The 21,011-nt window shown below is 41.6% G+C and carries 21 protein-coding genes and 2 other annotated features; of the genes, 4 read left to right on the forward strand and 17 right to left on the reverse strand.

Annotated elements, in window-relative coordinates:
* Positions 1 to 15: 15 nt before the first annotated feature.
* Positions 16 to 1,587, reverse strand: a complete 1,572-nt coding sequence (locus GN217_RS02440; protein WP_156854906.1) for an ABC transporter substrate-binding protein — start codon at positions 1,585 to 1,587, stop codon at positions 16 to 18.
* A 148-nt stretch (positions 1,588 to 1,735) separates the two neighbouring features.
* Between GN217_RS02440 and GN217_RS19150 the strand changes: the two genes are divergently transcribed.
* Together GN217_RS19150 and GN217_RS19155 are read left to right on the forward strand one after the other, a co-directional pair.
* Positions 1,736 to 2,524 carry a dipeptidase gene (locus GN217_RS19150; RefSeq protein ID WP_255454335.1) on the forward strand — a complete coding sequence of 263 codons (789 nt, stop codon included), beginning with the start codon at positions 1,736 to 1,738 and terminating at the stop codon, positions 2,522 to 2,524.
* 89 nt (positions 2,525 to 2,613) lie between these two features.
* Positions 2,614 to 3,192, forward strand: coding sequence for a membrane dipeptidase (locus GN217_RS19155; protein ID WP_255454338.1), 579 nt, complete (start codon positions 2,614 to 2,616; stop codon positions 3,190 to 3,192).
* A 43-nt stretch (positions 3,193 to 3,235) separates the two neighbouring features.
* Here GN217_RS19155 and GN217_RS02450 read toward each other — a convergent pair whose 3' ends face one another.
* The 7 genes from GN217_RS02450 to GN217_RS02480 all read right to left on the reverse strand — a co-directional run bounded on the left by GN217_RS02450 (position 3,236) and on the right by GN217_RS02480 (position 9,101).
* Positions 3,236 to 3,994, reverse strand: a complete 759-nt coding sequence (locus GN217_RS02450; RefSeq protein ID WP_156854908.1) for an SDR family NAD(P)-dependent oxidoreductase — start codon at positions 3,992 to 3,994, stop codon at positions 3,236 to 3,238.
* Positions 3,995 to 4,057: 63 nt separating this feature from the next.
* Positions 4,058 to 5,326, reverse strand: coding sequence for a TRAP transporter large permease (locus GN217_RS02455; protein WP_156854910.1), 1,269 nt, complete (start codon positions 5,324 to 5,326; stop codon positions 4,058 to 4,060).
* Positions 5,323 to 5,865, reverse strand: a complete 543-nt coding sequence (locus GN217_RS02460) for a TRAP transporter small permease (RefSeq protein WP_156854912.1) — start codon at positions 5,863 to 5,865, stop codon at positions 5,323 to 5,325. The genes GN217_RS02455 and GN217_RS02460 overlap by 4 nt, the downstream gene beginning before the upstream one ends.
* A 26-nt stretch (positions 5,866 to 5,891) precedes the next feature.
* Complete coding sequence (locus tag GN217_RS02465; protein ID WP_156854914.1) at positions 5,892 to 6,887, reverse strand: TRAP transporter substrate-binding protein; 996 nt, start codon at positions 6,885 to 6,887, stop codon at positions 5,892 to 5,894.
* A gap of 270 nt (positions 6,888 to 7,157) precedes the next feature.
* The gene (locus tag GN217_RS19345; RefSeq protein WP_370459695.1) at positions 7,158 to 7,391 is read right to left on the reverse strand and encodes a GapA-binding peptide SR1P; all 234 of its coding nucleotides are present in this window, start codon (positions 7,389 to 7,391) and stop codon (positions 7,158 to 7,160) included.
* A complete protein-coding gene (locus tag GN217_RS02475; RefSeq protein WP_156854916.1) occupies positions 7,321 to 8,268 on the reverse strand; it encodes a transketolase family protein in 948 nt (315 codons plus the stop codon). The genes GN217_RS19345 and GN217_RS02475 overlap by 71 nt, the downstream gene beginning before the upstream one ends.
* Positions 8,265 to 9,101 carry a transketolase gene (locus tag GN217_RS02480; protein WP_156854918.1) on the reverse strand — a complete coding sequence of 279 codons (837 nt, stop codon included), beginning with the start codon at positions 9,099 to 9,101 and terminating at the stop codon, positions 8,265 to 8,267. The genes GN217_RS02475 and GN217_RS02480 overlap by 4 nt, the downstream gene beginning before the upstream one ends.
* A 268-nt stretch (positions 9,102 to 9,369) precedes the next feature.
* Here GN217_RS02480 and GN217_RS02485 point away from each other — a divergent pair, with 268 nt between their 5' ends.
* Together GN217_RS02485 and tpx are read left to right on the forward strand one after the other, a co-directional pair.
* Entirely contained in the window at positions 9,370 to 10,392 is a 1,023-nt protein-coding gene (locus GN217_RS02485) for a LacI family DNA-binding transcriptional regulator (protein WP_156854920.1), read from the forward strand.
* Between the two features lie 33 nt (positions 10,393 to 10,425).
* Positions 10,426 to 10,923 (forward strand): thiol peroxidase, encoded by a 498-nt coding sequence (gene tpx, locus GN217_RS02490; RefSeq protein WP_156854922.1) that lies wholly within the window; start codon positions 10,426 to 10,428, stop codon positions 10,921 to 10,923.
* Between the two features lie 85 nt (positions 10,924 to 11,008).
* Here tpx and GN217_RS02495 read toward each other — a convergent pair whose 3' ends face one another.
* The 9 genes from GN217_RS02495 to GN217_RS02535 form a co-directional block, all read right to left on the reverse strand.
* A complete protein-coding gene (locus GN217_RS02495; protein ID WP_156854924.1) occupies positions 11,009 to 11,272 on the reverse strand; it encodes a hypothetical protein in 264 nt (87 codons plus the stop codon).
* Positions 11,273 to 11,610: 338 nt separating this feature from the next.
* Entirely contained in the window at positions 11,611 to 12,828 is a 1,218-nt protein-coding gene (locus GN217_RS02500; protein WP_156854926.1) for a M20 metallopeptidase family protein, read from the reverse strand.
* Between the two features lie 185 nt (positions 12,829 to 13,013).
* Entirely contained in the window at positions 13,014 to 13,991 is a 978-nt protein-coding gene (locus GN217_RS02505) for a D-2-hydroxyacid dehydrogenase (protein WP_156854928.1), read from the reverse strand.
* A 70-nt stretch (positions 13,992 to 14,061) separates the two neighbouring features.
* On the reverse strand, positions 14,062 to 14,847 hold the full coding sequence (gene trpA / locus GN217_RS02510; protein ID WP_156854930.1) for a tryptophan synthase subunit alpha: 786 nt from the start codon (positions 14,845 to 14,847) through the stop codon (positions 14,062 to 14,064).
* Positions 14,848 to 14,877: 30 nt separating this feature from the next.
* Positions 14,878 to 16,050: a tryptophan synthase subunit beta gene (gene trpB / locus GN217_RS02515; RefSeq protein ID WP_156854932.1), complete on the reverse strand. Its 1,173-nt coding sequence runs from the start codon at positions 16,048 to 16,050 to the stop codon at positions 14,878 to 14,880.
* Entirely contained in the window at positions 16,047 to 16,661 is a 615-nt protein-coding gene (locus tag GN217_RS02520) for a phosphoribosylanthranilate isomerase (RefSeq protein WP_156854934.1), read from the reverse strand. Before GN217_RS02520 ends, trpB begins: the two co-directional genes overlap by 4 nt.
* A complete protein-coding gene (gene trpC, locus GN217_RS02525) occupies positions 16,651 to 17,445 on the reverse strand; it encodes an indole-3-glycerol phosphate synthase TrpC (protein ID WP_156854936.1) in 795 nt (264 codons plus the stop codon). Before trpC ends, GN217_RS02520 begins: the two co-directional genes overlap by 11 nt.
* A gap of 10 nt (positions 17,446 to 17,455) precedes the next feature.
* Complete coding sequence (gene trpD, locus GN217_RS02530; RefSeq protein WP_156854938.1) at positions 17,456 to 18,472, reverse strand: anthranilate phosphoribosyltransferase; 1,017 nt, start codon at positions 18,470 to 18,472, stop codon at positions 17,456 to 17,458.
* A 31-nt stretch (positions 18,473 to 18,503) separates the two neighbouring features.
* Entirely contained in the window at positions 18,504 to 19,898 is a 1,395-nt protein-coding gene (locus GN217_RS02535; RefSeq protein WP_156854940.1) for a chorismate-binding protein, read from the reverse strand.
* 59 nt (positions 19,899 to 19,957) lie between these two features.
* Positions 19,958 to 20,226: a binding site (T-box leader), on the reverse strand.
* Between the two features lie 41 nt (positions 20,227 to 20,267).
* Positions 20,268 to 20,512: a binding site (T-box leader), on the reverse strand.
* Positions 20,513 to 21,011: the final 499 nt, after the last annotated feature.

The raw sequence follows: 21,011 nt of genomic DNA on the forward strand, positions 1-21,011 counted from the left end.
GAAATCCCTTGCCGATCATTTTCTTGTAATCGTATCTACATAAATCATCTCATCCATTGTCGGCGTATAATCGATTTCTTTACTTACGCCAATATTGATTGATTCCATATGCAAAACAATATGGGCGACATCCTCTGCCAGTAGTTCCTGCGCCTTAATATACTGCTCATTTCTTTCCTCAAGGTCCATGTTTGTCATTGCCGCGGCAAGCAGCTCCTCGACTTCATCATTCCGGTAATCTGTTTCCCCTTCAAACCGGTCGGCACTATACCAATCCAAGGCGTTCGCAGCATCAAACATCGAGTTACCTAACCCTAGTAAATAGGCATCTTCATTCTCATGGGCATTTCGGAGTTCAACAAAATTACTCCATTCCATGAACTCGATATTCGCTGTCACACCAATCTGCGCCCACATACCAGCAACCATTTCTGCAACTTCCGCGTCTTGCAAATAGCGGCCCCTTGGAGAGTGGAACGTCATTTCAAAACCATCCGGAAATCCTGCTTCAGCGAGCAATTCTTTCGCCCGCTCCAAGTCATAGTTGTACGTATCATATAAATGCTCTGCAAACCCAAAGTTACCAGGTGCAACCCGTGTAATCGTGGGCACACCAGCTCCCCCTAGCAAACTATCAATAATCGCCTGGTTGTCAATTGCAAGGTCCAGTGCTTCTCTTACCCGCCGATCCGAAGTCGGGTAGCCTTCTGTTGATCTTAAGAAAATCATCAATGTCCGATTTGACGTCTCTTGGGCTAAATACGTATTCTCATGATCTGCCACCCGGTCCCAATCTGCCGGCGGGATATTGACGGCAATATCAACTCCGCCTGTCAGCAACTCAGAAACCCTCGTCGAGTTCTCAGGAATAATCCGGAAAACCAGTTGATCCCATTCCTCGTTTTTTCCATCAAAATAATCATCGTACACTTCAAATACAATCCGGTCATCTCTTACCCACTCAACAAATTGAAAGGGGCCTGTTCCAATTGGATTTTGTAAAAAGTGGTCAAAACCATTTTCTTCAATATAGTTGGAAGGTAATATAGCTGAAGCAATCCGTGAAATCCGGTTGAGCAGCACGGGCTCTGGTTCATGGGTGATGATACGAAACCGGTAATCATCCAAGATCTCTACTTCTTTAATCTGGTTATAATTCGGATAATCCTTCAGTTCTTCCCCGGTTGCGACTCGTTCTAACGAATACTTCACATCAGCTGACGTCAATTCATCACCATTATGGAATGTGACGCCTTCTTTCAGTTTGAATTCCCAAGTGAGGTCATCAATATTCTCGAAAGACTCCGCAAGGTCTGGCAATATTTCTCCCGTCTCATTATCACGCTTCACAAGATAGTTGAACATATTCACGTGAATGGCTTCCGTTGACGTATTGATATGATCATGCACATCAAACGTAACCATGTCGGAACCAACCGCGATTGTGAGTATTCGCTCATCTCCACCTATATCCGCTGTTTCACCCGTGTCCTTGTCTTTTTCCCCGTCTTCTTCATCATTACTGCAAGCACCAAGCAAAAATAGCCCCATAAGCAAAAGCCCAAGCATCCAAATCCTTCTTTTCATCGGCCCCCTCCTTTTAAGTGCGTGACGCAAGCAACATGTTCCTTTATATATATGCGAATTTAAACAGAGACAGACCTGCAAAATAACCAATTTCAAATTCTGTGCTAGACTTATAGACAAAGAACTATTTTACTCGAGGATATTTTCTATGAAAAAAAGTTTTCTATTCTTGTTTTTTCTTGGAATATTTATCGTATTTCCAAGTAATTCGGCACTTGCTGAACTCATACATACAAAAGCAACCGATCCTGTTTCATTTGACCCGACCATTGTCGACTCCCATAATGACACGATGATGCAAATTATAGATGACGAAACATGGCTTCCTATTATAAATATCGGAGAAGACACACCCTTGGAACTCGATATTCCTAAAGCAAAAGAAGGCGGGCTTGATGTGGCGTTTTTTGCAGCTTTTACATCTGGGTATTACGATAATAATCCACGTGCCATCAGCAGAACACTCGCTCTGATCAATGCTTTATATTGGACCTCCGATCAGAATCCGGAAACCCTCGAAATCGCGAGAGATACGGAAACAATGACGCGAATTATCGAGGAGGGAAAACTAGCAGCGATTCCGACAATCGAAGGAGCCTATTCATTGGAGGAACATAATGCGATCGAACTCGTCAGACAATATCATGATCTCGGTGTCAAAGTGATCGGCTTTAACTGGAATTATTCGAATGCCCTTGGTGAAGGTGCTGATCGGATCTATGGTGATCCGGCAATAACTGCTTCCGAAGGCGGATTAACTGAACTCGGTGCTGAAGTTGTGAAAGAAATGAACCGTCTTGGGATGGCAGTTGACGTTTCTCATATGGCACGAACGACATTTTCAGATACAATCGAAGCGTCAGTTGCGCCGATTATCGCTTCGCACTCGGGCGTATTTGCATTGAAAGAACATCAGCGTAATCTCACAGATGAATAAATGTTTGCCTTAAAAGAGAATGGCGGATACTTAGCATCGTATTTTACCCAGCCTTCTTAACGGACAATGCGAACGGATATGTAACCGATATTGTCGACCATATCGATTACGCAGTAGAAATGATGGGGGTAGACCATGTCGGACTCGGATCTGATTTCGATGGGGCTCTGCTTCCAGTAGATTTGCAGACTGCAGCAGATTTACCAAACATTACAAAAGAGCTTGTTTACCGCGGCTATTCACTTGAAGAGATTGAAAAAATACTTGGCAGAAACCTGCTCCGCGTTCTGGCAGAAATCGAGGAAGTAGCTGAAATGAATGGACATAGCGACGGAACAGGACCGGTAATTCAGCCTAATTTTGAAATGGGAGAAGCTATCGAAAGCCGAACCCCTCTTTTAGAAGCCATGATTGCCAAAAATGACCTGGCCGATATGAATCAGGATAATCTGAATGTGATCATTGATGGAATTTCTCACCAGGCGGATTTTGATGAAGTAAGTGGCAAGTTGTCATTTAAAGTAAAGGATAGTTTGCAGGAAAATTCCATATCGTCACCTTTGAAGCGGAAAGTAATAATGGAAGGAAGACGAGGGAGACGAGGATTGTTTATATTTCAGAGATTGAGTAAAGAAGAAAAAATAAAAAACGAGGCTGAAATAGCTTGATTTGCTATCTTCCAGTCTCGTTTTCTTATCAAAAACCAAAAACTTAATCCATATGGGAACCACCATTTATATCTATATCTTCTCCAGTAATATAAGATGCCTCTGGCGATGCTAAAAATGCGATTGTGGTTGCGATTTCTTCTGTTTCACCCGGACGTCCCAATGGAATACCATCAATTACATTTTGGGCATCTGCTTCCGGCAAGGATTTCCAAATTTCTGTATTGACAAGACCTGGTGCCACACAATTCACTGTAATTCCATCGGTTGCAACTTCACGGGCTAAATTTTTTGAAAATCCAAGAACTGCCGCTTTAGATGCTGAATAATGCGCTCCACCGAATACACCGCCACCGCGTTTCGCCGATACCGAAGAGAGGCTGATAATTCTTCCAAATCCTTGTTCTTTCATCGGTTTAAGTACAGCTTGTGTACAGAGGAATAATCCGAACATATTCACACTGAAAATTCGTTGCATATCGTCTAAAGTCATATCTGCAACTGTTACCTTCTGGGATATCCCAGCATTATTGACGAGAATATCAATTCTGCCAAATTCCTCGAGTACTTTTTCGACCATTGCATCAACAGAATTTTTGTCCGTAACGTTCAACTCAACTCCTAAGGCTTTAGCGCCAGTTGCTTCAATAGCTTTTACTGTATCAACTATTCCTTCTTTATTTAAGTCAGCTACAACAATTGTTGCACCTTGATTAGCTAATGTTAAAGCAATTTCTCTTCCAATTCCTTTCGGCGATCCACTTCCTGTAACGATCGCTACTCTCTCTTCCAATTTAAACATTCTATTTCCCCCCAATTTTATGTCACTTTATTTTTATCAATAATCTTTACTTATGTTGCAATGTTATAGAAACAGCAATGTAATTTGCGGAATGACCGCAATCACAATCAATGCGATTAACAGGACGAAGAAAAATGGAAGCGCAGCCCGTATCAACACTGGCATGCTTAATCCAGATATTCCTGAACCGACAAATAGATTCACTCCAAGAGGTGGTGTGATGAAACCAATTGCAAGCGTTACGATCATCACGATTCCAAAATGGATCGGATCCATTCCTATCTCCAGAGCGACAGGATAAAGAATCGGTGTGAATATAATAACAGCAGCTGATGTATCAATAAATAAGCCAATAATCAATAGCATCAGGATAATTAACATAAGAATAACGGTACCATTTTGCGAGACAGATAAAAATGCATTAGCAAATGCCTGAGGAATTCTTTCCATAGATAGAATCGTACCGAATGCATTCGCTGTACCAATAATGATCAATATGGCAACAGAACTTAGTGCTGCATTTTTGAATATATCGTGTAAGTCGCGGAATTTAATCGCTTTATGTAGAAAAACACTTACAAATAAAGCATATACAACTGCTACAACTGCAGCTTCTGTTGGCGTGAATATTCCTCCGTAAATCCCACCTAAGATAATAACCGGAACAAGCAGCGACCATTTTGATTTATTGATCGCTTCCCATAATCGTTTCCAGGTGAAAGCTTCATTCGATCCCATATATCCCTGTTTTTTCGAATAGAGGTAAGCCCAAACCATTAAAAATAGTCCGATTAAAAGTCCAGGAAGGATGCCTCCGATAAATAAAGCCCCAATTGATTCATTCGCCGATATTCCAAATAACACCATTGGAATACTTGGCGGAAGTATGATCCCTAAGGAACCTGCAGCTGCTATGAGTGCAGTGGCAAACTTCTTGTCGTAACCCTCCGCAACCATGGCAGGAATCATAATTCCACCAACTGCTGCGACTGTTGCCGGGCCCGACCCTGAAATAGCAGCGAAAAACATAGAAGTAATAACTGCTGCCATTGCAAAACCACCAGTATATCGACCAACAATCACATTCGCTAAATCAAACAGCCGGGTCGAGATACCCCCTTTTCCCATAATCTCTCCTGCGAGAATAAAGAAAGGGATCGCCATCAAGGCGAAGTTATCTGTTGAAGTAACTAATCCTTGTGCTAGAAATGTAACCGATATGTTCGGGGAATAAATCGCAGTTAATAATCCCGCAATTCCGAGCGCAATCCCAATCGGTACGGTTAAAGCCATAAACAGAAAGAAACTGCCGAATAAGACAAATGAAGTCATACAATTTCCTCCTGTCCCTTAGCGAAACGATTGACGGCTAGTTCTTCGTTTTTCTTTTTTTCCTTCACCGCCAGGCCTTTAAGCTCTTTCACTTCTGCTATCATATTTTGCACGAGGCGAATAGACGTAAGAGACATGCCTACAACTGGCGCAGCATATACTAATGAAAGAGGGATCTGCAATGCAGCAGATTCTCTTGTTACGCGTAACACAATATCGAATCCATAATATGTCATGACCATCGCAAAGATGAGAAAGGAAGCGTTAGCAATAAGTCCAATAATGAGCTTTCCCTTTTGCTCAAACAACATCGTGATGGCGTCCACGCCCAGGTGTCTATTCTTTTTCACTCCATAACTTACCCCAATATAAATCAACCAGATGAATGCATAGCGTGCTATCTCTTCCGACCATGTAAGCGAACTACCAAATACGTAGCGCATCACGACCTGAAGGAAAATGATGAACACTGTGAAAGCACTTAAGAATACGAGGATATATTCTTCAAAATGCTCATTCAACCACCGTAAGACTCTCATTTTTTCTCCCCCTGTTTCTATTCAAATTACTCTGCTGCTTCTAGCACTTCATTTACTAATTCTTCTCCAAAGCTATATTTAAAAGATTCATAGACACGATCCACTTTCTCACTGAATAATTCCATCTCAGGCTCTATCACGGTCATACCAGATGCTGTCAACTCTTCAATCATTTTCACTTCATTCTCTTTTAATAGATCCCTGTGGAACTGTGCTGTTTCCTCGGCACTCTCCTGAATGATTTGTTGCTCTTCTTCTGTCAGTCCTTGCCAAAACTCTTCACTAATCGCAACAGGAAGAGGCATATATTGATGTCCAGAAAGTACTAAATAATCTTGGACTTCATTGAATTTGCTTGCATATGTGTTTGCAATTGGATTCTCTTGCGCATCCACCGTGCCTTGTTGCAGCCCCATATAAAGCTCTCCGAATGCCATCGGTGTCGGATTGGCACCTAGTGCGGAGAATGTACTGATTGATAGCGGAAATTCAGGTGTCCGGATTTTTATCCCATTTAAATCTTCCGGCTTCTCGATTGCCTTGTTTGCTGTAATATGTCGGAAACCGTTTTCAAAGTATGCTAAAATCCGCAAGTTATCTTCTAGAAAAGGCTCGGCCACTTTTTTCCCAATCTCCCCATCCAGCACTTCCCAGGCTGTTTCATGTGTTTCAAACAAGTATGGTAGCTCAAACACACTAATCCTCTGGTCATATTGACTGAAAGCACTCGCTGCAACCATTTGCAAATCGTTAAAAGTAACACTTTCAATCATTTCTGCTTCAGATCCTAATTGCTCGTTCGGATAAATCTGCACTTCAATTTGTCCGTTTGATCGTTCTTCCACAAGTTCTTTGAAATGGACGACTGCTAAATGTCTTTCATTCGTTTCGGCAGATCCGTGACCAAATCGAATCGTTGTTATATCTTCAGAAAGAACATTATTTGTTGTGATAAATATAAAACCTACACCGGCCGCTAACGAAATAATAACTAATACGACGATATTTCGAAGTTTGTTCAATTCCTTTTACCCCCTTACTCCGACAGCTTTCCCAACTTGTTACCACTGTTAAAAGCTTGATTGCAGCAATTAAATGCTATTGAATTGGCAAATTCATTTTTTCAGGTTAATCGATTAACATAATAATAAATGTAAACGATTTCCGTGTCAACCTTGATTATAAAAAAACTCTAAATAATATTTTTCTGATTTATCCCCTCAATGATAAATCGTTTAACAAAGAAAGAGTTGCCAACGAGAGAGTTACTCTCATCGGCAACATATTATATATTATTCCTTACATTTCGGACAAATACTGTAGAGTGTTTCAACTTTTATTGATTCAAATGTTTCTATAGTCCCATCACAATGCTTGCATACCATCAAGCCGTACATCTTTTGATTAAGATTATCTACTGATTTATCCATGCCCAATCCCCCACTTTGTTGGAAATTATAGTAATTCTTCTGCGGTACGCACGATATTTTCCACCGTAATCCCATTGATCTCAAGTAATTTTTCATATGGTGCAGATTCACCGAACTGATCCTGAACACCGATTCGTCTAACTTTCCCTCTGCCTTCTTCTGCAACAATTTCACTGACCGCACTCCCAAGACCATTGATAATGTTATGGTCTTCTACTGTAACGATATTTCCGATATCAATACACTCTAGTACAGCTTTTTTGTCGATTGGTTTAATTGTATGCATATCCAATAATTTCACAGAAATACCTTTCTTCTCTAGGATTTCCACAGCTTTAATCGCTAAATGAACCGTATCACCGTTTGCGATAAGTGCCACTTCATTCCCCTCTTTCAACTGCTTTGCTTTGCCAATTTCAAATTCTTCAGCCTCATCATAAATGACCGGGATATTATCACGAGTAAAGCGAAGATAAACTGGACCATATGTTTCGGCAGCTTGTCTGATCAACTTCCTTGTTGAATGATAATCCGCCCCCATAATGACTTTCATATTCGGGAATGTACGTAATACTCCCATGTCCTCAATCGCCTGATGACTCCCTCCATCATTCGCTGGTGTGAGCCCTCCGTGTGAACAAGCAATTTTAACATTTAAGTTTGGATAACAAACTTCCTGACGAATCTGCTCTGCCATTCTTAAAGATCCGAATACGGCATACGTGCTTACAAAGGGAATTTTCCCTGTTGTTGCTAATCCAGCTGCGAGACCTGCTCCATTTTGCTCGGCAATGCCTACATTGACATGCTGTTTTGGAAATTCATTCATAAACTTTGTCGTCTTACAGGAACTACCGATATCTACATCCACAACTAAAATGTCTTTATTCTCACGTCCAAGTTCTACGATCTCATCCCCAAAGGCTTGCCTTGTTGCAATTTTTTCTGTTTTTGTTACATCTAAAACACTCATACCTCTAACCCCCTTGTTAATTCTTTCATTGCTTGTTCATACTGTTCTTTATTCGGTGCTTTTCCGTGCCAGCCAACGACATTTTCCATATAAGAAACACCTTTACCTTTTACCGTATCGCAAATGATTGCTTGTGGTTTACCATTTTTCTTTTCTGTCGCTTCATCCAATGTAGCAATAATTTCTTCCATCGAATGTCCGTCAATTCGTTTCGTTTCAAATCCAAATGCTTCAAATTTCTTCTCCAAATCAAGGTTTGGCATTATTTCTTCTGTCGTACCGTCTATTTGCAATCCATTGTCATCAACAAAAACAATTAAATTATCCAACTCATACTTCACAGCAGACTGAGCAGCTTCCCAAATTTGTCCTTCTTGACATTCACCATCCCCAACTACGGCGAACACACGGTAGGATTTCTCATCCAATTTCCCGCCAAGCGCCATTCCTACTGCACAAGAAAGACCTTGCCCTAGTGAACCGGTGGAAATATCAATCCCCGGACACATTTTGGAATCTGGATGTCCTTGAAAAGGAGAACCATATTCACGCAATGTATGAATTGTCTCCATCGGCACAAATCCCTTATGAGCAAGAGCAGCATATTGAATCGGTGCCACATGCCCTTTCGATAAAACGAATCGATCTCTGTCTTCCCAATCCGGATTTTCCGGATTCACATTCATCTCCCTAAAATACAAAGCGGTTACAAAATCTGCTGCAGATAGCGAACCACCCGGATGGCCCGACTGTGCTCCATACACCATTGTTACTACTGTCTGCCTTAATTCTTTTGCTTTATCTTTCAATTCTTCCAATGACAAACTCATCATTATCCACCCCTTATTTTTTCACTCCTACATCCAGTCACCTTTATCGCTTCGTTTTATCTGGTAATTCAGTGAGTAGGAATAATTGCTCTATCAATGATTTGGTTAATCGATTAACCCGATTGATTGCATTATATTATGAAAGCGAAATCATGTCAATAGAATTATATAAATAAGTAATTTAATATATAAGTTGAACAGATGAAAGAAGTCATGTAAGATGATTATAAAACCATTAGTTAGTAAATTGATTAACTAAAAAGGAGGTCAAATGAAAAAAGAGGTGGAAGAGAAAAAGGTCACAACGATGAAAGATATCGCAAGAGAAGCAAACGTCTCAGCAGCAACCGTTTCTCATGTGATTAATGAGACAAAGCATATTTCCGAACCAACAAGAAACAGAGTACTGGAAGTCATCAAGCGTTACAATTATGTGCCAAACTCTGCTGCGAAAAATTTGAGACAGCAATCCACGAAAACAGCTGGGCTTGTTGTATCAAGCTTTCCCGACACTTTTGTAACCGAAATGATTGTTGCAATTGAACAACGCGCAAAAGAAACAGGATACAATCTTTTGTTAGTAAATACGAACGAAGACAGGGATTATGAAGAGAAAACCATTAATCTATTACATTCCAAATTGGTAGATGGAATTATCCTCTCGCCTACTTCCAACGATATTGGTTATTTGCAAAAGTATACAAATGAGGATTTCCCTATCGTAATGGTGAATCGTTATGAGTCTTCCATCGAAAATATCCCGAGAGTAACAGGGGATAATTTCCAATTGGGTTACGATGCAACCAATCATTTATTAAAACATGGACATAAAAAAATTGGATTCATTTATTCTTATCCGAATGTATCCACGACGAATGATCGGATCAGCGGGTATAAAGACGCACTCACCCATCACAACATTCCAATTCGTGAGGATTATATTGTACAAGGATTTGCAAAGGCGGAGGGGGCCCGCGCTGCTGTAGAACAATTACTTGCTACAGACAAAGAAATTTCCGCACTTTTTGTACAAAATGACTTAATGACAATCGGAGCAATAAGTAAATTAAAAGAATTGGGTTTAAATATTCCAGAAGATATGGCAATTATCGGTTTTGGAGATTTTTCCTCATCGGAGATTATTGATCCACCGGTAACAAATATCCTATTGCCACCAGATACAATTGGAAGAACAGCATTTGATGTATTGTTGAACAAAATGAATAACTCGCATTATATGACGCACATCGAATTACCACCTTCATTACTCATTCGCAACTCTTGCGGGTGCTAAAAAAATTAATGATTCATACAGGAGGAATTTATTATGGCAACTATTACATTTGGAGAGGAAGCAGTTACTCTTATTGGAAATGAAGTAAAAGTTGGTGATATCGCACAAAACTTTACGGTTTTATCTAACGATCTAAAAGAAGTGACATTGGATGATTACAAAGGGAAGGTCAAATTAATTGCAGCTGTCCCTTCAATTGATACTGAGGTCTGCTCTGAAGAGACGATGCGCTTTAACAAAGAAGCTGATTCTCTTCCAGGAATACAAGTATTAACAATTAGTATGGACCTTCCTTTCGCGCAAGGACGCTGGTGTGCAGCAAACGGCGTGAAAAACCTTGATACGCTGTCGGATCACAGAGATGCTAACTTCGGTAAAAACTATGGCGTGTTGATTGAAGAAAACCGTTTACTTGCACGTGCAATCTTTGTCGTCGATGCAAACGATAAAGTCACTTATGTAGAATATGTAAGTGAAGCAACGAATCATCCAGATTATGACAAGGCATTAGAAGCAGCAAGAAACTCATAAAAGGTAAGGAGAACAAAAGAGTAGTACTATACACAAAAAAACACCAACAAGCAGCTTTCTCTTTGTTGGTGTTTATTATTCTTTCTTATTCACTTTTCTCTTCCTCTTCTTCCTCTTCTTCCTGGAGTTTATTGTAGTATTGTACGCTTGTTAGAGCTCCTTCATCAACCATTTTCGCATCATCTGCGGCTCCGACAGCTCCGGGTCTTCCTAGCTTTTTCACATAGGACTGTGAATCTTTATCCAACCCGATTAATTTCTTCATCTTTTCCCTATTTTCGCTTTTTGATAAATAGGCTACTCCAAGAGCTGCTCCAGCAATTCCAAGGGATTTGGTGAATTTACCCATTTTATCCCCCCTTCACCTGAAATTTTGAAGAATCTTCTTCTATTAATATTATATCACAATACACCCGAATGTTCTGTCATTTAAGTAATCTTCCATTTTTTCGATTATATAAACATCCGAGCGAACAAAGGGTTAACCAGAATTTCCTCCGATTAACCCAATTCATAAAGTGAAACTCATTCAGTGGGGAATTCCTTCCCCCCACTGAATGTTAGTTGAACAGAATCAGGTATTTACGGACTGTATATCCCCCACCTTAACATTTTGGTTTTCCCTCTTGTTTAGAGGTGGGGGTGTTACAGACCGTTAATACGTGAGTATGCTCCCAAATCGTAAGACTATTTATTCGCCGTTTCCTCAATCAAATAATGAGAAACAATCCGTACAAAAGATTTACTGATATTAACTAATGCCCGCTCATCAAAATCGAACTTCGGATGGTGGTGCGGATAATGTGTCGCTTCATTTTCATTACGTGAACCGACTCGGAAATAAGTTCCGGGCTTTTTCTCCAGAAAATAAGAAAAATCTTCTGCTCCCATTGTTGGCTCAAGTTCGGTTACATTTTCCTCACTGAATGATTCACTTAAAATTTCCCGAACGATAGCTGTCTCTTTTTCATGGTTATAGAGTGCCGGGTAGCCGCGAAGGTAATCAATTTCATAGGTCGCATCGAAAGCACTCGTTATTCCTGCAACAATGGAATTGATTTTCTCTTGAACTTTATCGCGTACATCCGCATCAAAGGTTCGTACTGTTCCTTCAATCCTCGCACTGTCGGGGATAACGTTGAAGGCATTTCCTGCTTGAAAAACGCCAATTGTTACGACAGCTGATTTCAGCGGGTCGATATTCCGGCTCACAATTTTCTGCAACGCCTCAATGACACTTGTACCAATCACAAGGGAATCAATGCTTTCATGAGGTCTTGCACCATGCCCGCCGAGACCTTGAATGTTAATTTCAAATTTATCAACAGCTGCCATTTGAAACCCCGGACCAACGCCAACCTTTCCTAATGGGATTTCTGAAGCCAAGTGTGCGCCAAATACATAATCCACGTTATCCAGGATCCCTTCTTCAATCATGAACTTAGCTCCACCTGGTGGCCGTTCCTCTGCCGGTTGGAAAACAAAAATGACATTACCGTTTAACTTATCCCGATGTTCACTCAATACTGCAGCAGTCCCTAGTAATGCCGACGTATGGCCATCGTGACCGCAAGCATGCATGATACCTGGCTTCGTCGATTTATATGGAACATCTTTTTCATCATCGATTGGAAGCGCATCAAAATCTGCTCGGAGTGCAATTGTCTTCCCAGGTTTATCTCCTTGCAAAATCCCGATTAATCCATTTTTCCCACCGATTTGTGTCTTTACTTCCAGACCGAAATTATTTAGCTGTTCTTCAATATATTTTGCCGTATGTACCTCTTCAAATGAAAGCTCCGGATTCATGTGCATATGTCTTCTCCAGTTTTTCATCTGATCAAAATTATCTTCTAATCCCTTAAAAATTGTAGTCAACTGGTCACTTCGTTTTGTAGTTGTCATCTTAATTCCCCCTTCTCTTATTCATCATATGCGTTAAACGATAGTTTATACATCTTATCCCCAGTTGTCAACTAGGTTTAGTAGAATATAAAGTGAAACTCATTCAGTGGGGGTTATTACAGACCGTTAAACGTTATGATAATAGAAGCTAATCAGTACACTCTCCTGATTAGCTCCTTCTCCAACTAATCATTTACAAGATTAATTGCCTTACCTTCCAAAAAACTCTCCAGATTATCTGCGGCAATATTTAATAATCGTTCTCGTGCCTCCAAGCTTGCCCAAGCGATATGTGGAGTGATAATACAATTTTTTGCTTCGAGTAATGGATTATCAGCACTAATCGGTTCTTTTGAAACGACATCAAGTCCTGCCCCGCCAACTTTTCCGTCATTTAAAGCGTCCGCTAAGTCCCGCTCATTAATTAAGCCGCCTCTTGCCGTATTAATAATGAGGACACTGTCTTTCATTTTGCCGATTGTTTCTTTATTAATGAAACCTTTATTCTTTTCAGTTAATGGACTATGCAGCATAATGACATCTGCTTCCTTATACAGCTCATCAAGGGGCGCATAACGGATGTTGTCCGTATAGGGCACTTTCTCTTTTGTACGGTTATAGGCAAGGATTTTCATGCCAAACGCTTCTGCTATCCGGGACGTTACTTGACCAATTCTTCCGTATCCGATAATTCCCATTGTTTTCCCGGAAAGTTCCATGATCGGATGATTCCAAAAACAAAAATCCTCTTGGTTTGTCCAATCCCCCCTTTTCACTGCATCACTATGTTCTCCCGTAAAGTGACAGAGTTCGAGCAAGAGCGCAAAGGCTGCTTGGGCAACCGTATCTGTTCCATAGTCTGGAATATTCGTCACCGTAATGTTTCTTTCTTTTGCCGCTTCCACGTCCACGACATTAAATCCTGTCGCAAGAACCCCAATATATTTAAGCTTCGGGAGTTCGGTAAGAATCTCTCTCGTTAGCGGTGTTTTATTCGTTAAAATAATTTCCGCATCTTTCGCTCTTTCAATGATGAGAGCCGCTTCGTCCGCATGGAATGTAGTCCGATCATAAATTTTGAAATCTGCTAATCTTTCAAGCGGTGCCCAGTCGAGATCACCCGGATTTAATGTATATCCGTCTAGAATTACTGCTTTTGTCATATGTATCCCCCTTGTTCCTATCTTATGAAAGATTATAGAGGGAATAATCTGTAAAAACAAGCACGGATTATCATACCTTGATCGAACGACTCTCCGCTATTAACTGGCTGATTTCTGTTAAATTCCCTTCATGAAGAAGCTGAACGACCTTACTGCCAACGATCACCCCGTCACCATGCTCACTGAGCGCCCTCGCTTGCTCTCCTGTAGATACACCGAAGCCCGCGAGTACTGGAGTATCTGTATATGTCTTTAATTCTTGTAAAAATGTTGATACATATGCATCATGCTCTGCCCTTGCGCCAGTTGTACCGGTAACAGCAACTGCATAAAGAAAACCTTCTGTGCGCTTGGCAAGTTCCTGTAAGCGTTCTTGCGGACTCGTCATCGCAGCAAGCCTTACAAAGGCGATGTCCCTCCTACTTAAAGCTTCCGCAATGAGGCGCTCCTCCTCCATCGGTAAATCGGGAATAATCACTCCATCAACCCCAGCTTTCGCACTCTTTTTGGCAAACGTTTCAACACCAAATGCGATAATTGGATTGATATACGTCATGATGACGACAGGTATCGTCCGTTCTAATTTTGTCACCTCTAATATATCTAGAACGTTGGCAAGTGTTGTCCCGTTAGCTAAAGCTCGGCTGCCAGCCGCTTGGATTGTCGGACCATCTGCTACAGGGTCAGAAAATGGAATACCAAGTTCTATAACAGCCGCATCGTTTTCCTCGAAAAATTTTATTCTGTCCGGCAAAATATCCAAACCACCATCACCAGCCATAATGAATGGTGAGAAAATTTTTTCTCCTGCAGAAAGCCTTTCTTGCAATGCCTTTTCTAATCTTACTTTGCCCATTTATTTCTCCTCCTTCACTTCAATAAATCCTTATTGTCTAAGGTCCTTATCTCCCCGGCCCGAAAGGCAAACAACAATTGTTTGATCTTTAGACATTTCTCCGGCAACCTGCATTGCATGAGCTACTGCGTGCGAACTTTCTAAAGCCGGTATGATCCCTTCTTTCCGCGATAAAAGTTCGAAAGCCTCCAGTGCCTCTTTATCCGTTACAGTCGTATAATTTACCCGGTCGATACTCTGTAAATAGCTATGTTCCGGTCCGACGCCCGGATAATCTAGTCCTGCCGAAATTGAAAAAGCTTCTTCTATTTGTCCGTTTTCATCCTGTAAAAGATGAGTCAATGTCCCGTGTAATACCCCGACTTTCCCCTTTGTTAAAGTTGCTGCGTGTTTATTCGTTTCTAGGCCACTTCCACCAGCTTCGACCCCGATTAAAGAGACATCTTCCTCCTCAACAAAGGGATAAAACATTCCCATCGCATTACTGCCACCACCGACACAGGCAATAATCTTTTCCGGCAGCTTTCCATCTTGTTCTAAGATTTGCCTTTTCGTTTCCTCACCGATCACCGCTTGAAAATCCCTGACAAGCAGCGGAAATGGATGCGGACCAACGACAGAACCGATAATATAATGGGTATCTTCCACATGGTTCACCCAGTAACGAAGTGCTTCATTCACGGCATCTTTCAGTGTCCCGCTTCCGCCTTCAACACTTCTAACCTCGGCACCAAGCAGCTCCATCCGCTGTACATTCAGTGCTTGGCGGCGAATATCCTCTTCCCCCATAAAGACGATGCAATCAAGACCAAGCAGCGCACAAACTGTTGCAGTTGCTACCCCGTGCTGACCAGCACCGGTTTCTGCCACCACTTTCCTTTTTCCCATCCTAACCGTAAGCAGAGCCTGCCCAATCGTGTTGTTGATCTTATGTGCGCCTGTATGGTTAAGGTCTTCTCGTTTCAAATATATTTTCGCCCCACCTGCTTTATCTGTAAGCCGCTCCGCGAAATATAATGGGGTCTCTCTTCCGACATATTGCTTTAAATAGTAGTTCAATTCCCCCAGGAAGCTCTTATCTTGCTTTGCCGCTTCATACGCTTTTTCAAGTTCAAGAACTGCCGGCATTAATAATTCCGGGACGAACCTCCCGCCAAAATTGCCATACTTTCCACTTTGATCTGGTACGGTATATACACTCATTTTTTATAAGCCTCCCTTTGTTTTGCCTGCTCGATAAATGCTTTCATTTTTTCTGGATCCTTCTTTCCTGCCGTCTCGACACCGCTTGAGACGTCAACTGCGAATGGATTCACTGCTTCCACTGCTTCCCGCACGTTTTCTGGATGAAGACCTCCTGCAAGCAGCAACCTTTCCCGGTCGATGCCTGATTCTTGCAGCAAGCTCCAGTCAAACGTCTTGCCACTCCCGCCACGATTGATGCTCGGTGTATCAATTAGAAAATAATCACATGGATACGTGTGGACATTTTCTAACCTTTCTTTTTCAGCGGGGAATGCTTTAATAACCTTTGCAGAAAGAGATTTTGCCACATGTGGCGGTTCTTCCCCGTGCAGTTGAAGGAAATCAAGCCCAACTTGGCTGGCAATTTGCTCCATCACAGCCGGTTCTTCATTAACAAAGACACCGACTGTTTGGACAGATGCCGGAAGACGGCTTGCAATCGCTGCTGCCGCAACCGGCGAAATTTCCCGCTTACTTTCCGTAAAAACAAATCCGATTAAATCGGCTCCCGCCTCGACCGCTGCTTGTGCCGCTTTCTCCGTTGTGATACCGCAAATTTTAACGAACATGCAGCCTCTTCCCCTCTTTCAGTGGAACTTGTAGATTCGTAAATGTTCTTTGTAAATCTTCCGCAAGCATAAGTGTTTCTCCGACTAAAATTGCTTCTGCCCCAACGTCTCTCACCCGCTGCACATCTTCTCTTTCCCGCATGCCGCTTTCGCTAATAAGCAATGTGTCACGGTCCGTAACAAGGGATGCAAGTTTTTCCGTTATTGCTACATCGACTTCAAAAGTTTTCAAATTTCGGTTGTTTATTCCGATTATTTCAGGTTCAAGTTTTACTGCCCGTTTCATTTCTTCCTCGTCATGCACTTCGACGAGTACTTCCAATTCAAGAGATGTTGCATAATCGTATAATTTCTTTAAATCCTCATCTGAGAGAGCTGCAACAATTAATAGAATGATTGTTGCTCCGGCAGCTCTTGCGTGATCGATCTGCAACGTATCGATAATAAAATCCTTACATAAGACCGGAACGTCGACTGCTTCACGAACTGCCCGCAAGTCTTCTAATGAGCCATTAAAGAATTTTTCATCGGTCAGTACCGAGATGGCTGCCGCACCATTTTTCTCATATGTTTTCGCTTGCTCGATTGGATCCACTTCAAGGTCAATCGCTCCTTTGGAAGGGGAAGCGCGCTTAATTTCAGCGATAATATTCATATTTTCTGAAGCAGCAGCCCGCTCTTTAAAGGAGGGATTTGTTTTACCTACCGGCTCCATTAATTTCTTGTGAATCAGTTCTGTCAGTTCAATTCTTTTTTGCTTTAAAATGTTATCTAAAATAGTCATTCAATACACCTCACACAGGAATTTTTTCACTAAAGCTAACTAATCGTTCCAGTCGTTCTAATGCTGCTCCAGATAAAATGCTCTCTCGGGCTAATTCAATCCCGGCTTGGATTGAATCCGTTTTTCTACTTGTATAAATGCCAATCCCTGCATTGAGAAGCACCGTGTCGAAGTAAGCACCAGGCTCACCCTTTAGAACGGACAAAAGAATTTCTGCATTACGCTTGGAGTCGCCTCCACGAATCGCTTCATTTGGATAGATTGGTAAATTGACCTCTTCTGGGTGTAGATTCATCGGGGTTAGTTTGCCATCTTCTATAACAATCAATCTGTTCAAACCGGCTAAGCTAGCCTCATCAAGTGAACCTGCCCCGGTCACGACCACTGCCCTGCGCCGTCCTAGCTTATTCAATGATTCTGCGACCTTCTCAAGCAAATCTTTCCGGTAAACTCCGACTAGCTGGGTTTCCAGCTGAATTGGATTTGTCAGTGGCCCGATGACATTGAAAATCGTCGGTACGCCAAGATGCTGACGAACAATGGAAAAGGGCTTCAGCACTTCATGGACATGAGGAGCAAATAAAAATGCAATATTGTTCTCCGCAAGCATTTCCTCAATATGTTCCTTTGAAAAGGAAAGAGAGACGCCTAAGTGCTCGAGTACATCTGCACTACCCGTTTTACTGGAAATACTCCGGTTGCCGTGCTTCGCAATTTTAATCCCCGCCCCTGCCATGACAAAGGCTGCGGTTGTACTGATATTGAAACTATTTGACCGGTCCCCGCCAGTACCGCAATTATCGATGACATTTAATGTGTTTTCCGTCTGGAAGGATGACTTTTCCCGGATTACCTCCGCAAGACCAGTAATTTCATCGGCCGTTTCGCCTTTTGCTTGGAGTGCAATAAGGAATGCGGCAATTTCCGATTCGGTCACTTCACTCGTAAAGCAATGGCTTGCAGCTGCTTTCATTTCTTCCCGGCTTAAATTTTCCTTGTTGATCAACTTTTGAAGATATGTCTTCATTTGTTCGTTCTCCTTTCTTTACGACTTTTTGTTAACTGAACGTGTATGCAGCTTCTACTAAGGATCGCGCTTTATGCAATGTCTCTTCGTATTCTTTCTTCGCTACCGAGTCACGGACAATCCCTGCCCCAGCTTGGAGATATGCGTATTTTCCTTTGATAATCAGCGTGCGAATCGTAAGTGCGATGTTCAAATGCCGGTTGAAACTAATATAACCAACACCCCCGCCATATGGGCCGCGCCTCTTTTCCTCCAGTTCATTCACAATCTCCATCGCGCGCTGTTTCGGCATTCCGGAAACAGTCCCTGCAGGTAACAAAGATATTAATGCATCGATGCTTGAAGAGTTTTCTCGTAACTCACCCTTTAACTCGGAAACAATATGCATCACATGCTGGTATTTTTCAATGATCATATCGGTTGTAAGTTCGATTGTCTGTTCCTTACAAACACTGGCAAGATCTTCGTTACTAAGTTCAACGAGCATGCGGTGTTCAGAAAGTTCCTTTTCGTCCCCAAGAAGTTCAGCCTCTAGCCTCGCATCTTCCGCTTGTGTCGCACCCCTTGGTCTTGTGCCAGCGATTGGATTCGTAACCACCTCATTACCAGTTACTTGCAGCAAACTTTCTGGTGACGCGCCTAGCAGAATATAATCTGCAAAATCAATGTAAAACATATATGGAGACGGATTAGACGCGCGTAAATTCTCATAAAAGGCAAATGGGAAATCTGGGTTCCCGCTAATATCTGCTTGCATCCGCTGTGATAGTACTACCTGTAACACTTCTTTCCGTTCGATATATTCCTTCGCCCGCAACAATTTTTCTGTAAAACTTGCTTCTGTTTCTTGAGACTTGAAATCTACATTGGGAAAAGCTGTATTGCTGTCTTTCATGTCGGCTTGAAGTAAATTTTTTAGTTTCTTGAGCTCTTCATCCAGGAATACGTTAGGGTCTTGGTCCGGATTGACTGCAATAAGATATAAGCAATCTTTCGTATGATCAATAGCGATAATATTTCTAAATAACATGAAATGAACGTCGGGCATTTGTAACTCATCCACACTTGGAAGAGCAATTTCTTCCAAATGACAAATGAAATCATATCCGACATAGCCGACCGCCCCGCCGAAAAATGGGATTGGTAAATGTGTTTCCATGTCGGGTTGCTGCTTTTTCAAATAGTCGAGTGCATGTTCTTCGAGTTGTCTCGTCGTATTCGTTTGAATATCTATTATCGTAGTTTTTCCTTGGTTGCCAATAACCTCTTCGTACGGATCAACTCCGAGATAAGTGAATTTTCCTTTTTGTTCATGGTAACTCGTACTCTCAAGCAAGAACTTTTTTCGGGATTTCAGGTTTTTGAAAATCTTTAAAGCTGACATTCCAGCTGCCGGTATTTTTTCATATTGATACGCTAAGATCATTTACCTTTCACTCCTTTTCTGTAAATAAAAAAGTCCTCTATAAACATAACTTGATGTTTATAGAGGACGTATGGGACCGCGGTGCCACCTCACTTGGAAAAGAATCTTCTTTTCATCTTTTTCGGATACGGAAGGCTTACATTTCATTCCTTCGATATCCTATCCGTGTAACGGCGGAAACCCGTGTTTTCCTACTCAAGCAACAATTGCTTTTTCAGAAACCTCTCATAAGTCCATTCAACAGTCACGAGCGCGCTGGAATCTCACCATCACCAGCTCTCTGGAACGCTTGAAGCGACTGTTTACTACTCTTACTTTACGATTTTTTATATTTATATTTTTTTGGCAAACAAAAAGATCCCTCATCCGAAAAAGGACGAGGGACCGTGGTACCACCTTTATTAGCTGTAAAAGCTCACTCAACATGTCGGGCAATTATTGCCTAACACCTGTCTCAGATAACGATGAGACGTATTCGCCAAAGCCTACTCCAGTTGTCGTTTCGGTTTGGAAGCTCCGAAGTCCATTCATTTATCCCCTCCACACTGGTTCACACCAACCACCAGCTCTCTTAAGTGTCTGAATAAATTACTACTCTTCATCAACGCAGATTAATTAAGTTATTAGAAATAAGATTAAGATAATTCCGAGAAGATGTCAAGGGGTTTTTGAAACTTTTTTTAATCCCTCTTACTTTCATTCACCGTAAGTATCATGCTCGGTCATTATATTGGTGCCCTGATTACCGTTCAGTTGCCCGGCAGACGCATACTTTCCCAATTAAGTGAGAAAATCATGCGAATGGGAAAATAGGAATCGTTTATTTTCTTATTAGAGCGAGGTATGCGTCCTAATAGGAAAATAGTTCCCTATTGCTTTCCCATTAAAGTAAGATGAATATGCTGATGGGAGAATAAACCTCAGTTGTTTTCCCATTTAAGTAAGATGAACATGCTGATGGGAGAATAAACCTTAGTTATTTTCCCATTAAAGATAAGGTGAGCATGCGAATGGGAAAATAAAACCAAGTTGTTTTCCCATTTAAGTAAGATGAACATGCTAATAGGAGAATAAACCTCAGTTGTTTTCCCATTTAAGTAAGATGAACATGCG

Origin of the sequence: Oceanobacillus sp. AG (assembly GCF_009746545.1) — a bacterium.
Taxonomy (GTDB): Bacteria; Bacillota; Bacilli; order Bacillales; family Amphibacillaceae; genus Oceanobacillus; species Oceanobacillus indicireducens.

Coding starts and splice junctions, on each gene's coding strand:
- GN217_RS02440 (WP_156854906.1), bottom strand. CDS start 1,587: ATGAAAAGAAGGATTTGGATGCTTGGGCTTTTGCTTATGGGGCTATTT.
- GN217_RS19150 (WP_255454335.1), top strand. CDS start 1,736: ATGAAAAAAAGTTTTCTATTCTTGTTTTTTCTTGGAATATTTATCGTA.
- GN217_RS02450 (WP_156854908.1), bottom strand. CDS start 3,994: ATGTTTAAATTGGAAGAGAGAGTAGCGATCGTTACAGGAAGTGGATCG.
- GN217_RS02455 (WP_156854910.1), bottom strand. CDS start 5,326: ATGACTTCATTTGTCTTATTCGGCAGTTTCTTTCTGTTTATGGCTTTA.
- GN217_RS02460 (WP_156854912.1), bottom strand. CDS start 5,865: ATGAGAGTCTTACGGTGGTTGAATGAGCATTTTGAAGAATATATCCTC.
- GN217_RS19345 (WP_370459695.1), bottom strand. CDS start 7,391: ATGAAAAATTACTTGAGATCAATGGGATTACGGTGGAAAATATCGTGC.
- GN217_RS02475 (WP_156854916.1), bottom strand. CDS start 8,268: ATGAGTGTTTTAGATGTAACAAAAACAGAAAAAATTGCAACAAGGCAA.
- GN217_RS02480 (WP_156854918.1), bottom strand. CDS start 9,101: ATGATGAGTTTGTCATTGGAAGAATTGAAAGATAAAGCAAAAGAATTA.
- GN217_RS02485 (WP_156854920.1), top strand. CDS start 9,370: ATGAAAAAAGAGGTGGAAGAGAAAAAGGTCACAACGATGAAAGATATC.
- tpx (WP_156854922.1), top strand. CDS start 10,426: ATGGCAACTATTACATTTGGAGAGGAAGCAGTTACTCTTATTGGAAAT.
- GN217_RS02495 (WP_156854924.1), bottom strand. CDS start 11,272: ATGGGTAAATTCACCAAATCCCTTGGAATTGCTGGAGCAGCTCTTGGA.
- GN217_RS02500 (WP_156854926.1), bottom strand. CDS start 12,828: ATGACAACTACAAAACGAAGTGACCAGTTGACTACAATTTTTAAGGGA.
- GN217_RS02505 (WP_156854928.1), bottom strand. CDS start 13,991: ATGACAAAAGCAGTAATTCTAGACGGATATACATTAAATCCGGGTGAT.
- trpA (WP_156854930.1), bottom strand. CDS start 14,847: ATGGGCAAAGTAAGATTAGAAAAGGCATTGCAAGAAAGGCTTTCTGCA.
- trpB (WP_156854932.1), bottom strand. CDS start 16,050: ATGAGTGTATATACCGTACCAGATCAAAGTGGAAAGTATGGCAATTTT.
- GN217_RS02520 (WP_156854934.1), bottom strand. CDS start 16,661: ATGTTCGTTAAAATTTGCGGTATCACAACGGAGAAAGCGGCACAAGCA.
- trpC (WP_156854936.1), bottom strand. CDS start 17,445: ATGACTATTTTAGATAACATTTTAAAGCAAAAAAGAATTGAACTGACA.
- trpD (WP_156854938.1), bottom strand. CDS start 18,472: ATGAAGACATATCTTCAAAAGTTGATCAACAAGGAAAATTTAAGCCGG.
- GN217_RS02535 (WP_156854940.1), bottom strand. CDS start 19,898: ATGATCTTAGCGTATCAATATGAAAAAATACCGGCAGCTGGAATGTCA.